Source organism: Psychrobacter sp. ANT_H59, from assembly GCF_008369225.1.
Taxonomy (GTDB): domain Bacteria; phylum Pseudomonadota; class Gammaproteobacteria; order Pseudomonadales; family Moraxellaceae; genus Psychrobacter; species Psychrobacter cryohalolentis.
The window spans coordinates 375,682-389,477 of the sequence record NZ_VOBE01000002.1; the positions used below are offsets into that span (position 1 = coordinate 375,682).

Annotated in this window: 10 protein-coding genes and 1 pseudogene; 1 reads left to right on the forward strand and 10 read right to left on the reverse strand. The window is 42.9% G+C overall.

Annotated elements, in window-relative coordinates; genetic code table 11:
• Window positions 1-44: 44 nt before the first annotated feature.
• Together FQ083_RS04675 and mazG are read right to left on the reverse strand one after the other, a co-directional pair.
• Window positions 45-353 (reverse strand): ComEA family DNA-binding protein, encoded by a 309-nt coding sequence (locus FQ083_RS04675; RefSeq protein WP_410477353.1) that lies wholly within the window; start codon window positions 351-353, stop codon window positions 45-47.
• A 94-nt stretch (window positions 354-447) separates the two neighbouring features.
• Window positions 448-1,311: a nucleoside triphosphate pyrophosphohydrolase gene (gene mazG / locus FQ083_RS04680; RefSeq protein ID WP_149409022.1), complete on the reverse strand. Its 864-nt coding sequence runs from the start codon at window positions 1,309-1,311 to the stop codon at window positions 448-450.
• A 155-nt stretch (window positions 1,312-1,466) separates the two neighbouring features.
• On the opposite strand from mazG, the gene FQ083_RS04685 reads away from it, so the two are divergent.
• Window positions 1,467-2,960: a phosphomannomutase CpsG gene (locus FQ083_RS04685; protein ID WP_149409023.1), complete on the forward strand. Its 1,494-nt coding sequence runs from the start codon at window positions 1,467-1,469 to the stop codon at window positions 2,958-2,960.
• A 145-nt stretch (window positions 2,961-3,105) separates the two neighbouring features.
• On the opposite strand, the gene FQ083_RS04690 is transcribed toward FQ083_RS04685, so the two are convergent.
• From FQ083_RS04690 to odhB, 8 genes and pseudogenes are all read right to left on the reverse strand, one after another.
• Window positions 3,106-4,518: a UDP-glucose/GDP-mannose dehydrogenase family protein gene (locus FQ083_RS04690; protein WP_149409024.1), complete on the reverse strand. Its 1,413-nt coding sequence runs from the start codon at window positions 4,516-4,518 to the stop codon at window positions 3,106-3,108.
• A gap of 37 nt (window positions 4,519-4,555) precedes the next feature.
• The gene (pgi, locus tag FQ083_RS04695) at window positions 4,556-6,223 is read right to left on the reverse strand and encodes a glucose-6-phosphate isomerase (protein WP_149409025.1); all 1,668 of its coding nucleotides are present in this window, start codon (window positions 6,221-6,223) and stop codon (window positions 4,556-4,558) included.
• Window positions 6,224-6,226: 3 nt separating this feature from the next.
• Window positions 6,227-7,111 (reverse strand): UTP--glucose-1-phosphate uridylyltransferase, encoded by an 885-nt coding sequence (locus FQ083_RS04700; RefSeq protein WP_149409026.1) that lies wholly within the window; start codon window positions 7,109-7,111, stop codon window positions 6,227-6,229.
• A 53-nt stretch (window positions 7,112-7,164) separates the two neighbouring features.
• Window positions 7,165-8,219, reverse strand: a pseudogene (galE, locus tag FQ083_RS04705) (UDP-glucose 4-epimerase GalE).
• A gap of 107 nt (window positions 8,220-8,326) precedes the next feature.
• On the reverse strand, window positions 8,327-9,202 hold the full coding sequence (gene sucD, locus FQ083_RS04710; RefSeq protein ID WP_011512490.1) for a succinate--CoA ligase subunit alpha: 876 nt from the start codon (window positions 9,200-9,202) through the stop codon (window positions 8,327-8,329).
• Window positions 9,203-9,306: 104 nt separating this feature from the next.
• Entirely contained in the window at window positions 9,307-10,473 is a 1,167-nt protein-coding gene (gene sucC / locus FQ083_RS04715) for an ADP-forming succinate--CoA ligase subunit beta (protein ID WP_011512489.1), read from the reverse strand.
• A 200-nt stretch (window positions 10,474-10,673) separates the two neighbouring features.
• Window positions 10,674-12,125 (reverse strand): dihydrolipoyl dehydrogenase, encoded by a 1,452-nt coding sequence (gene lpdA, locus FQ083_RS04720; protein WP_149409027.1) that lies wholly within the window; start codon window positions 12,123-12,125, stop codon window positions 10,674-10,676.
• 271 nt (window positions 12,126-12,396) lie between these two features.
• Window positions 12,397-13,641 (reverse strand): 2-oxoglutarate dehydrogenase complex dihydrolipoyllysine-residue succinyltransferase, encoded by a 1,245-nt coding sequence (gene odhB, locus FQ083_RS04725; protein WP_149409028.1) that lies wholly within the window; start codon window positions 13,639-13,641, stop codon window positions 12,397-12,399.
• Between the last annotated feature and the right edge of the window lie 155 nt (window positions 13,642-13,796).

A 13,796-nucleotide genomic window follows, 5' to 3' on the forward strand; every position in this document is an offset into this window, starting at 1 on the left:
GCTATTTTGTCAATATTGGGGTTAATTAAAGTAAAATACAGCGATTAATCTTGCACGGTCAAACGTCCTCGATTTTTATCAACGGTTTTTGCGCCAATACCCTTTACCTTTGTCAATTCATCAACCGTTCTAAAACTGCCAAACATCTCACGATATAGGATAATGGCTTGCGCCTTATTGCTACCAATACCATGTAGCAACGTAAGCTCACCTTCTGTTGCTCGATTAATATTAATGATTGACTGCATACGCGCTTGGCTTTGCGCTGTTTCTTGCGTTAATAGATAATTATAAGCACTTTGCGCATTATCAAAACAAGGCGCGGCAAGGACAGGATGAGATAGCATAGCCATGATAGAAACTATGCCTACTAAAAAAATGGCTGCATTTTTAAATAGATTAGCATGCTGCCATTTGATAAACGAGTATTTAGTAAACAAGCTTTTATTAGTCGCGTTCATGCTGTTTCGCCGCTTCCCATAACGCATCCATCTCATTAATATCGCTATCTTCTAAACGCTTGCCAGCGGCAGCTAACTGGTCTTCAATATAGCCAAAGCGTGATTTAAATTTATGCACACAAGTTAACGTCGCAGTTTCAGCGTCGAGGTTTAGTTTACGGGCGACATTGACCAGCGCAAACATGCAATCGCCAAGCTCTTTTTCAATATCGGCAATATTATCTTTTATCTCGACTTTTGGCTTATCTAAAATCTCGGCCTTTAGCTCGGCAATTTCTTCATCGAGTTTATCAAATGCGCCGCTGACGCCTTCCCAATCAAAACCCAATTTTGACGCCTGTTTTTGCACATCCTGCGCTTGCATCAGCGCGCTGCCTGCTTTGGTATTGTCCAAACGGCGCTGTGGTTTACCACGTGCAGCGCGGGCTTGTTGCTCCTCCACCTTAATCTCATCCCAGCGTTCTTTTACCGCGGCTTCATCTTGTAGCGTTTCTGCTTCAAATACATGCGGGTGCCGGCGAATTAATTTTTCTTGTAAAGTGGTAATCACATCACTCATACCAAAGCGCCCTTGTTCAGTGTACATCTGACAATGAAACACCACTTGCAACAATACATCACCAAGCTCGCCCTTGATGTCTTCATCATCATCGCCTTGTACCGCTTCGCCAAGCTCATAGGCTTCTTCAATCGCATAAGGAATGAGGCTATGGTTGCTTTGCTTTTTATCCCATGGACAATCTGCTCGCAGCCGTGCCATTAAGGATAATAAATCCGCCAACTCGCCACTTGCTTCTGGCGTTCCTTGTAACGGTGTAGGCGCTGTTATTTTATTTTCTAAGCTATTCATAAAAAACACTCTTATACTTTTATTGGTTATTAAATAGAACCCTATTAAGTTTATAACGATTTTGTCGTTAGTGTAACATTGAACACTGATTGGCTTATAATTGGGTGACTTACTTAATTATCATCTCACTGCTTAAACGCAAGGATTTTATCGTTATGCCCACACCCGATACCAATAATGCCAGCTATGCGACTCAAACCCAGTTCGCACCGATTAACATTTATTCATTTAAAGCTTATGATATCCGCGGCGAGCTTGGTGTCAATCTCGATGAAGCTATCGCCTACCGTATCGGCCGTGCTTTTGCCCAAATTTTATTTCAGCGTTATAGCAGTGCCGATAGTGATGCCACCGCTGAACTGAAAAACTTAAAACCAGCTATCGTTATTGGCAGCGATATTCGCCATTCAAGTGAGCAGCTAAAACAAGCGACTATCACCGGTATGCTAGATGCTGGCGTCGATGTGATTGATTTGGGAATGACAGGTACGGAAGAGGTGTATTTTGCCACCAGCTACTATCAAGCGTTGGGCGGTATCGAAGTCACTGCCAGTCATAATCCCATTAATTATAATGGCTTAAAATTGGTCAAAGAGCACTCAAAACCGATTAGCGCCGATGATGGTTTGGCAGAGATTCAAGCGTTGGCAGAATCGGGGCAATTTACCCCTGCTAACACCTTAGGCAACCTACAATTACTGACGGACAAAAGCGCCTATATCAATCATGTGATGACTTTTATTGATACTGACAAATTAAAACCACTTAAACTGGTTATTAATTCAGGAAATGGCAGCGCCGGTCCCGTGGTTGACTTATTAATCGATAAGTTAGCACAAGCTGGCGCACCGATTGAAGTGATTAAATTGCATCATGAGCCTGATGGTAGTTTTCCAAATGGTATTCCCAATCCGATGATTGAAGCTAATAGAGCCGCCACTCAGCAAGCCGTGTTAGCACATAAAGCCGACCTTGGGATTGCCTTTGATGGCGATTTTGACCGCTGCTTTTTATTCAATGAATACGGCGAATTTATTGATGGTAGCTATGTCGTTGGCATGTTGGCACAAGCTTTTTTAAATAAGTATGCGGGCGAGTCGATTGTTTATGATCCACGGGTAATTTATAACACCGAAGCGGTCATTCATGAGCATAAAGGCAAAGCGGTTATTAGTAAATCTGGGCACTCATTTATTAAGCAAGTCATGCGTGATTCTGGCGCAGTGTATGGCGGCGAGATGTCAGCGCATCATTATTTCCGCGATTTTTTCTACTGCGATAGCGGCATGATTCCTTGGCTGCTAACCATTGAGTTATTATCGATTACTGGTAAAACCTTGTCAGAATTGGTCAGCGGTTATATTGCAGCCTATCCAAGCTCAGGTGAGCTGAACTTTCATCTGACCACTCATGATGCGCAGGCGATTATTAGCGCTATCGAAGAGAAGTTTAGTGCCGACAAGCCAACTAAATCGATGCTTGATGGTTTGAGTTTAAATTTTGGCGAATGGCGTTTTAACTTACGCGCCTCAAATACTGAACCATTAGTTCGGTTAAATATTGAAAGTCGCGGTGATAAGGATTTATTACAAGGCAAGACCCAGGAGATTCAACAATGGCTTGCCAGTAAAGGTGCTGTACCTGCTTAAATAGCTGCTGTGCTGAATAAAGACATTCTAAACTTATAAAAATAAAAAAAGCGCCGATTAATTTTTATATTAATCGGCGCTTTTATTTAGCTTTAGTCTAATAACTGTTTGTCTACTGAGCTTATTTTATACTTGATAGAAAATCTTATTTAGCGCGACCAATCCCTATATAGTCGCCGACTAGACCATCTATCTGCGTTCGTGACAAGGCATTTTGCGCATCGAATACGGGCATCGCTTGCTCATTAAGCTTAGCAATATCTAGTCTATTTTCTGGTAACCAGCTGATAATAAAGATTGCTTGCACCTCATCAAGCTGTTGATAAGGATTGTTTATCAACTCCAGTAATGACTGCTGCTTATAAAGCGCTGCTAGCTCCGTTTGCGCTTTATCGCTATAAACCAGCGTTCGGATATTATAAGACCATAATAGTGCTAATAACGGATGAATCGCCGACTCTGCCGTCCGTCCCGAGCCTGCTTTATAACTACCACCCCAAATCATGATCGTTTTATTATCGATAAAACCATCAAAATATTGCCAAAATTTGCGGAATATCAGCTCTTTTTGGTCTTCGTTGATATGGATAACCGATTGCAATAGCGGCATGGCCAAGCTCTGTGCTTGACTTGATTGCTGTAGCTGAAGCAATTCTGTCGGTAGCGTATTACCACCAAACCCCCAGCCCGCCTGCAAGTAGCTACTGCCCACGCGCTCATCAAGCCCCATGATATGGCTGACTTGCTGGATATCGACTTGTTGACTATCTGCCAAGCGTGACATCTCATTCATGAAACTGACCCGCGTTGCGAGCATCGCCATGATGCTACTACGAGCAAATTCGATAGTCGCGATGTTGGCATAATGAGTAGCACGCGCATGCTGCATTAATGGCTGTAGCATACCCAAATGATGACGACTATTAGAGGTTTTTTCACCGAGTAGCCATAGTGACGGATTTAACATCGAGCTATAAGCGTCGCCATCTTTTAAGAAAACGAACGGTAGATAATAGACCCAAGCACGCTTTAAGCGCTGAGACAATGCATCTATAGTGCCAAGCTGCTTAATGCCACTCATCATGAGCGGTTGTGTCTGCTGTTGACTGTGATTAAAAGCGGTAAGCCAATCATCCTCTACCCATACCGAATCGACACTGTCTAAAAACAACCAATATAGGATTACTGATTTTGGTTGTTTTACCTCTTGCTGCTCGTCGATAGCCTTCGTATTACTATGACCTGCTACTTCATAAAGCTGTATAAGCTTATCAGCGGTATTAGGCAGTACAAAACTCATAATGTGCTGTTGCTGCGTATACATTTGCCATAGTGCCTGCAAATGATGCTCAAAGCCATATTGATGTAGCTGCTGCGCCAATATCTCTTGGTCTGCGTATAAATGCACTTGCTGACCAAGACTTGCCAGTACGACAGCACTGGTCACCGCCTCAATACTATGACCAATAAGTACGCAGACAGCAGAATCTTTTGCCAAATAGCTAAACGAATTGGATTCAGATTGGGGCATTTTTTTATCCATAGTCTCGGCGCTCATGAGTGTACCTTTAATCGTTATTAATATAGCAGCGCTCTCAAGAAAGCTGTTTGATGTGTTTTAACAGCTGATTGGTTGAGGTATCGAATGGTGCGTTACCCTCTTGCTGCATCGCATCATGAACGGACTCTGCCATCTGCTTACCCATCTCAACGCCCCATTGATCAAATGGATTGATATCCCAGATACTGGCCATGACATAAACCTTATGCTCATAAAGCGCGATTAACGCCCCTAAGCTATGCGGAGTAAGTTCATCAATCAGCAAGGTTGTAGAAGGCTGGTTGCCTCGGTAGTATTTATATTTATCAGCATCACAAGCAATTTGACTATCCGTTTCAGCGATAGCAGCATTACCAAAAGCCAGTACACGGCTTTGAGCCAAACAATTGGCTAAAGACAGTTCATGCTGCTGTTGTAGTGGCGTATTTTTTACCTCATCACTGTAGCGACGTACACAAGCGATAAAATCACAAGAGACTTGCTGCGTTCCTTGATGTAGCAGCTGATAAAAAGCATGTTGGGCATTGGAACCAATTTCACCCCAAAGAATAGGACAGGTATCATAATCAATACGATCACCATGCTGGGTCACCGATTTACCATTACTTTCCATCTCTAGCTGAGTTAAATAACTGGGTAAATAGCTTAAGCGCCCATCATAAGGCAGCACAGTATGAGCATTTACCTGCAAAAAGGTGCTATTCCAAACTGCGATTAAGCCCAATAATACCGGTAAGTTTTCTGCAAAATCCGCCTGCGCAAAATGCTCATCCATACTATGCGCGCCTGCTAACAGCTCTTTAAACCCAGACATACCGATACGAATAGCTATGGCAAGACCAATCGCTGACCATAAAGAAAAACGACCCCCTACCCATTCCCAAAGCTGCAACTGGTGCTCAGGGTGAATACCCCAATCACTCATTTTTTCACTATTGGCCGAGATACCGATGAAATGACGACGTAATACACTGTCTTCAGTGCCCGCACGCAGCTTTGCGGTTGCAAGCAGCCATGATAGTGCCGTTTTGGCATTGGATAAGGTATCAATGGTACCAAAGGATTTAGATGAGATAATAAATAAAGTGGTTTCAGGATTTAGATGTTTTAGCAAATTATCCAGCTGCGTGCCATCCATATTGGAGACAAAATGGACCTCAACACAGGTATCTGCCCACTCATCAAGGGCAGTGGTTGCCATTAGTGGCCCTAAGTCAGAACCCCCTACACCGATATTAACAACATCTGTAATTGCTTTACCTGAAAACCCGCGCCATGTCCTACTGCGTACACGCTCAGATAAGCGTTCAACTTGCCCCAAACTTTGATGGACATCAGCGACTACATCTTGATTATCAAGTTGTAAGTTTGCTGTGGTGGGCAATCGTAGTGCAGTATGCAAAGCGGCACGTTCTTCACTGGTATTCACCATCGCCCCTTGTAGCAAGGACTGAATACGAGCAGACAATTCACAACTATTTGCCAGACTTAATAAACTTTCTAGCACAGTATCATCTAGACATTGCTTGCTGTAGTCCATATACAGCGCCCCACTCTGAGCACTAAAACGTTGGGTACGTGTATTATCCTGTGCAAACAAGGCAGCTAATGACCACTTCGACTCAGCTAATGCCTTCAGCTTCTGCCAATATTTAGAATGGCGGGCACTGCTATAGACTTTATTGTCTTTTGTATCGTTCATTAACTACTCTTCATCGGCTAGTTGCTGCTGAGCGAAATATATAAAAGCTTGCATATAAGAGCGCATATCGCCAGCATCATAACTGTTACCACGCATGGTCGTGACATTGACACCATACTCACTGATAAGCGCATCAATAGCGTCAGTCAATTGGATCTCTCCGCCAACTGAGGCTTGGGTATTAGCCAGATAATCAAAAATATGATGACTAAAGACATAACGACCAACCACAGCGAGTCTTGATGGCGCATCAGAGAGATTTGGCTTTTCTACAAAACCTGCCACTTTAAAACTGACATTCTCATCTGTTTTATCATCTATATCGCCCTCATCCATAAGCGCTTCACTTAATTGAGCGATACCGTATTTGTGCACATCTTTATCGGCGACCTTATCGACCAATATTTGCGAATGGTTATCTTCAGAAAAAGCGTCAATCATGAAAGCCAAATTGTCAGCAGACATATCACCATTAAAAGGGTCAAGCACCACATCTGGCAGCAGTACTGCAAAATCATGCTCACCAATGATTGGGCGTGCGGCAAGCACCGCATGACCTAAGCCCAATGGCATACCCTGACGTATCATCGATATAGTTACATCATCTGGTAGCCAGTTTAAGCTGTCTGCCAGCTCGTTCTTACCTTTAACACGCAATTGATTGTCAAGCTCGGCATTGAGATCAAAGTAATTTTCAATAGCACTTTTTTGTGCATGACCAACCAAGACAATGTGCTTAATACCAGCAGCAATGGCTTCTGCCACCACATAATGGATGGCAGGACGATTACCAAGCGGCAATAGCTCTTTAGGTACGGATTTAGACAATGGCAACATACGAGTACCAAAGCCTGCAACGGGTATCACCGCGTGAGTAATTTTTTTCATAAGGATTAATACATACTTAATAAGAATGGATAAGGGTTTGTTTTCTATAATACTTATATTGAGTTATAACCATTTGGATTTATGCTTTGCCAACGCCATGTATCTTGACACATATCAGTAATAGATAAGCTTGCCTTCCATCCTAATAACTCTTGTGCTTTATCAGCACTAGCATAGCAACTGGCAATATCACCAGCTCGTCGCCCAACAAACTGAAAAGGAATATCTTGAGCTGATACGGCAGAAAACGCTCTAACTAACTCTAACACCGAAGTGCCTTTGCCCATTTCTAGGTTAATAGGTAGGAATCCTACTGAGCTGATGTTCTTTAAGCCTACCTGTTGCTGTAAATAATTAAGCGCAGCAACATGCCCTTGGGCAAGGTCAGTGACATGTATAAAGTCACGCACACCCGTACCATCTACCGTAGCATAGTCATCGCCAAAAATGCTTAATCTATCAAGCTTGCCAACAGCAACTTGTGAGATATATGGCATTAAATTATTTGGAATATCATTGGGATCTTCGCCAATTTGTCCAGATGGGTGCGCGCCAATAGGATTAAAATACCTCAAAGGAATAAGGCTCCAGCTGTTATCTGATAGCGCTAAATCTTCTAGAACATGCTCAACCGTAAGCTTACTCTGTCCATAAGGATTGGTACAGGAGCGTGGAGAGTCTTCATTAATTGGCAGAATTTCAGGATCACCATAGACCGTAGCTGATGAAGAAAAGACTAGTTTTTAACCTCATATTCAGCCATGATTTTAAGTAAGGTAATTGTACCACTCACATTATTATCATAATACATCAAAGGTTTAGCGACAGATTCGCCAACCGCTTTTAAGCCAGCGAAATGAATGACGCCAAAAAATTGATGGGTAGTAAACACTTGCCTGAATGAATCAGCATCACGTATGTCGCCTTCGATAAAGTCGATAGGCTGCCCAATAAGGCTAGAAACACGATTTACTGCCTCAAAACTGCTATTGGATAAATTGTCGTATATCACCACCTCGTAGCCTGCTTCATGCAGTGCAATACAAGCATGTGAACCGATATATCCTGCACCGCCAGTCACTAATATTTTATTTTTATAATTTTCCATATTGATATCCAAAGCAATTTTTAAACAAAAAAAGACACCCCATTGTAGGGGTGCCTTCATTATTTTTCAACGTCATTTGAGTATCAACAGTCAGTTAGCTGCTGATACTACCAACCTGTCACTTCTTTTAGCTTCTCGCCCAATTTTGATGGGTCACGCGTGTAAGCAATACCTGCCGCTTCGAACGCTTTAAATTTATCTTCAGCTGTACCTTGACCGCCAGAGATGATAGCGCCGGCATGACCCATACGCTTACCTTCAGGAGCAGTTACACCAGCAATATAACCAACAACTGGCTTAGTTACATGGTCTTTGATATAAGCGGCTGCTTCTTCTTCAGCAGTACCACCGATTTCACCGATTAAGATAATTGCTTCAGTTTGTGGATCTTCTTGGAACAATTTAAGCGCATCAATCTGGTTCATACCAGGGATCGGATCACCACCGATACCGATACAGGTTGATTGACCAAAGCCAAGTTTAGTAGTTTGAGCAACGGCTTCATAAGTCAAAGTACCAGAGCGTGAGATGATACCCACTTTACCTGGCAAATGGATATGACCTGGCATAATGCCGATTTTGCACTGACCTGGGGTGATAACGCCTGGGCAGTTAGGACCGATTAGACGTACATCGCCTGCTGTTTCAAGGTAGCGTTTGGCTTTAAGCATATCAAGCGTTGGTACGCCTTCAGTGATCACAACAATTAGCTTCACACCAGCGTCAATTGCTTCGATGATAGAATCTAGTACAAAAGGAGCTGGTACATAGATAACAGAAGCGTCTGCTTGGGTGGCTGCCATTGCTTCAGACATGGTGTTGAATACTGGCAAACCTAGGTGCGTTTGACCGCCTTTACCTGGGGTTACGCCGCCAACAACTTTTGTACCATATTCGATGGCTTGTTCTGAGTGGAACGTACCATTTTTACCGGTAAAACCTTGCACCAATACTTTGGTGTCTTTATCAATTAATACACTCATTATCTTATCCTTGTATGCGGTTGTCTGGTAGGCGCTTGCCTATCCTGCCACGTTAAATGTTAACGTCGGTAGAATAACAGCAAGCGTCTTATACTCTTGAGCAATTAAGCTTTAACAGCGTCAACAATTTTTTGAGCGGCGTCTGATAAACCTTGAGCTGAGATCAGTTTCAGACCAGATTCTTCTAGAATTTGTGCGCCAAGCTCAGCATTGTTACCCTCTAAACGGACAACAACTGGTACTTTGACGTCAACTTCCTTGATCGCAGCGATAATAGCTTCTGCAATCATGTCACAACGTACGATACCACCGAAGATGTTGATCAGAACACCTTCAACGCTGCTGTCTTCAAGAATAATCTTGAATGCTTCAACAACGCGATCTTTAGTTGCACCGCCGCCAACGTCCAAGAAGTTAGCAGGCTTGCCGCCGTACAATTTGATGATGTCCATCGTAGCCATTGCAAGACCAGCACCGTTTACCATACAACCGATATTGCCTTCTAGGGCAACATAGTTTAGATCAAACTCAGCCGCTTTAAGCTCACGCTCATTTTCTTGTGATTTGTCTTGTAGCGCAGCAATCTTAGGCAAACGATATAAAGCGTTTGAGTCGATACCAATTTTGCCATCAACACAAACGATCTCGCCATTTTCGCGAACCGCTAATGGGTTGATTTCAAGTAAATCAATGTCGTTTTCAACGAATGCTTGATAAGCACCACTCATCAATTTAACGAATTGATTGATTTGCTTGCCTTCAAGACCCAATTTAAACGCGACTTCACGCGCTTGGAATGGCAATAAACCAACCAATGGATCAATATTTACTTTAAAGATTTTCTCTGGCGTTTCTTCTGCAACTTTCTCAATCTCAACACCGCCTTCCGTTGATGCCATAAACGTCACGCGACGTGAAGAGCGGTCAACAACAGCGCCAAGATATAGCTCGGTTTGTACTGGATACATATCTTCTGCAACCAAAACGAAATTCACTGGTTGACCAGCGGCATCGGTTTGATACGTTACAAGGTTTTTACCGATAAGCTCATCAGTCACTTGCTTTGCTTCTTCACGAGTCTTAACCAGTTTCACGCCGCCCGCTTTACCGCGACCACCAGCATGAACCTGCGCTTTGATGACTGCGATATCAGTTGGAGTTTTGTCAAAAGCTGCTGCTGCTTCGTCGCCACTGTAAGCAATGATGCCTTCTTGAATTGGCAAGCCATAGCTTTTCAATAGCTCTTTTGCTTGATACTCATGTAAATTCATTGATTGAATCCTTTATTTTTACCATTAATAAAAAATGAAAACTCATACATCGTAGAATGCTCTACTGTATGTTAGACCAACGCAGCATTCAAAATAGTCATTCAAAATAGCTATTCGAACAATGCGATGGTCATGTAATCATCTAATAACCATTTAAAACACTTAAAATATCTTTATACAAATATTTTTAGCCGTTAAAATTATTTACGTTTTTTACGCTGAATCGCGTGAATGGCACGACCATCCGCAGACAATGCTGCTTCATGAACGGCTTCAGAGATCGTTGGATGCGCAAACGTCATTAACTGCAAATCTTCGATGCTTGATACAAATTCCATCGCAATCATACCTTGATGGACGATATCGCCTGCACCAGCAGAAATCGCATGCATACCTAACAAACGGTCTGTTTTGGCATCAGCAACGACTTTGATAGAACCTTGAGCTTCACTTTGAGCAAGAGCGCGACCGTTTGCAGCTAGGTTAAATGAACCTGTTTTGACTTCATAACCTGCGGCTTCTGCTTCTTGCTCTGTCAAACCAACCCATGCGATTTCTGGATGCGTATAGATGACGTTGATAATAGTGTCGTAGTTAACTTGAGCTTTTTCGCCATGAATACGCTCAACAGCCATCATGCCTTCTTCCATGGCTTTATGCGCAAGCATAGGACCGCGTACCAAATCACCGATAGCATAAACGCCATCAAGATTGGTTTTGCACTGATCATTGACATCGATCAAACCGCGTTCGGTCAATTGAATACCACTGTCTTCGCCAAGTAGTTTCTCAGAATAAGCGCGACGACCGACACAAACGATCAGCTTATCAAAGCTCTCTTCACTAGATTCGCCTTTGGTTTCACTAGTAACGATGACTTGATCGCCTTTCACTTCAGCATTGGTCACTTTGGTATCGACACGGATATCAAGACCTTGCTTTTTCAGCATTTTACCGGCTTCTTTAGCGATGTCTTTGTCAGCAGCAGCCAAGAAGCTAGGTAGTGCTTCATATACGACAACTTCTGCACCTAGACGACGCCATACTGAACCAAGCTCAAGACCGATAACACCGGCACCGATTACGCCTAAACGCTTAGGTACAGCAGTGAAGTCAAGCGCGCCAGTAGAGTCAACGATACGATCGCCGTCAGTTTTGGCAACTGGAATATCAATCGGCACTGAACCAGCTGCAAGAATCACGTTTTTAGCAGTGATAGTCGTTTCTGCTTCATCAGCAAGAGCGGTAAATTTAACTTTTTTATCAGCACCTTTACCATCTTCTAATGTGCCCCAGCCTTGTAGCCAGTCAACCCCATTACCTTTCAATAACGCAGCAACACCGCCAGTTAACTGCTTAACGATGCCTTCTTTACGAGCAATCATTTGCTCGATATCGATAGCAACATCACCAGTAGTAATACCATGCTCATTAAGGTCGTGCTTAGTCGCTTCATAGCGATGTGAGCTATCAAGCAATGCTTTTGATGGGATACAACCGACGTTTAAGCAAGTACCGCCAAGTGCAGGCTCGCCTTTATAAACGCGTTTTTCGATACAAGCGACGCTCATACCAAGCTGTCCTGCACGGATTGCTGCTTCATAACCACCAGGTCCGCCGCCGATGACGACTAAATCGTAACTGTCTTTCATAATACGTTCCTATTTTAATTTTAGTTTAATGTTAGGTATCATATAAACCAATTTTATCTCGTTAGTAAACCATCGACTTATCTGTTCGATAACCAATACGATATCTAAATGCTAGATAATAGATGCGTTTAAAAAGACGATAAAGATAGTTGCTGAGTATGCTTAGCTCATTGCTCATAAGATAGAACTGAAAAAGCTAAAAGGCATTAAAAGATAATCTATACAAAGCTAAAAAGCTTGTATCAGTCATTACTGATACAAGCCTAAAAACTTAAAGATCTAAAAGTAGCATAGTAGGGTCTTCAACCAATTCTTTCAGTGTTACTAAGAATTGTACCGCTTCTTTACCATCAATCATACGATGGTCATAAGACAGTGCAAGATACATCATTGGCAAGATTTTAACTTCACCATTAACTGCCATAGGGCGGTCATTGATGGCATGCATACCCAAGATAGCAGTTTGTGGTGGGTTCAAGATAGGTGTTGACATCAGTGAACCAAATACACCACCGTTTGAGATGGTAAATGTACCGCCAACCATGTCTTCTAGACCAAGTTTGCCTTCTTGTGCTTTACCACCAAACTCACGAATCTTGGCTTCAACATCTGCCATGCTCATGCGATCAGTATCACGCAGTACTGGTACGACTAGACCACGGTTAGAAGATACGGCAACACCGATGTCATAGTAACCATGATAAACGATATCATCACCGTCTAATGATGCATTCACGGCTGGATAGCGTTTTAGTGCTTCAGTCGCCGCTTTTACGAATAACGACATAAAGCCTAAACGTGTACCATGACGCTTTTCAAACTGATCTTTATATTTAGTACGCATATCCATCAACGGTTTCATGTTGACTTCGTTAAACGTCGTTAGCATTGCTGTTTCTTGAGAAGCAGCTAGCAGACGATTCGCGATTGTTTTACGTAGACGTGTCATTGGTACGCGTTTTTCAGTACGCTCGCCAACTGCTTCAGCAACAGGACGACCACTATCAGAAGTGATTGAGCTGTCCGCTTTCAACGTTGGGTTTGACATGTCAGTTTTAGTCACACGACCGCCGCGACCACTACCTTCGACGTTTTTAGGATCTACGCCAGACTCTTTGGCTGCTTTACGAACCGCAGGGCTTTGATCTTTATGATCAGATTCAGCAGACGCTTGTACTGGCTCGCCGCCATCTGTTGCTTGCTTAGGTTGTACTGGCGCAGCTGGTTGATCTGGATCAACGGCAGGAGCAGCTTCAGCACTGGCGCTAGCACTGGCGCTAGCACCAGCTTCAAATTCGGCAATCAGCTCATCAGACAATACGGTGTCATCTACTTGCTTAACGATTCGGGTTACAACACCGTTATCAGGCGCGACCACTTCTAATACAACTTTATCAGTTTCGATTTCAGCTAATAGGTCATCACGGTTTACTTGCTGACCTTCAGTGACATGCCATTCAACGATTGTACCATCGGCAACCGATTCTGGAAAAACGGGGGCTTTAATTTCAGCCATCGATATACTCCTTAGATTTGAATATTACTATTTATAATTAAGTCGTGATAGGCAGTCAGTGCCATTTAAAATGTGATATTTAAATTGTCTCACTGGGTACTGACTGTCATCGCCTGATTCATTGATTACATACAATCTGTTATTTAGATGAGCTA

Bases quoted from the DNA above. Each gene is read 5' to 3' on its own strand.
- pgi (WP_149409025.1), bottom strand. From the start codon at position 6,223: ATGAACGATACAAAAGACAATAAAGTCTATAGCAGTGCCCGCCATTCT.
- mazG (WP_149409022.1), bottom strand. From the start codon at position 1,311: ATGAATAGCTTAGAAAATAAAATAACAGCGCCTACACCGTTACAAGGA.
- sucD (WP_011512490.1), bottom strand. From the start codon at position 9,202: ATGAGTGTATTAATTGATAAAGACACCAAAGTATTGGTGCAAGGTTTT.
- FQ083_RS04675 (WP_410477353.1), bottom strand. From the start codon at position 353: ATGGCTATGCTATCTCATCCTGTCCTTGCCGCGCCTTGTTTTGATAAT.
- FQ083_RS04685 (WP_149409023.1), top strand. From the start codon at position 1,467: ATGCCCACACCCGATACCAATAATGCCAGCTATGCGACTCAAACCCAG.
- FQ083_RS04690 (WP_149409024.1), bottom strand. From the start codon at position 4,518: ATGAGCGCCGAGACTATGGATAAAAAAATGCCCCAATCTGAATCCAAT.
- odhB (WP_149409028.1), bottom strand. From the start codon at position 13,641: ATGGCTGAAATTAAAGCCCCCGTTTTTCCAGAATCGGTTGCCGATGGT.
- FQ083_RS04700 (WP_149409026.1), bottom strand. From the start codon at position 7,111: ATGAAAAAAATTACTCACGCGGTGATACCCGTTGCAGGCTTTGGTACT.
- sucC (WP_011512489.1), bottom strand. From the start codon at position 10,473: ATGAATTTACATGAGTATCAAGCAAAAGAGCTATTGAAAAGCTATGGC.
- lpdA (WP_149409027.1), bottom strand. From the start codon at position 12,125: ATGAAAGACAGTTACGATTTAGTCGTCATCGGCGGCGGACCTGGTGGT.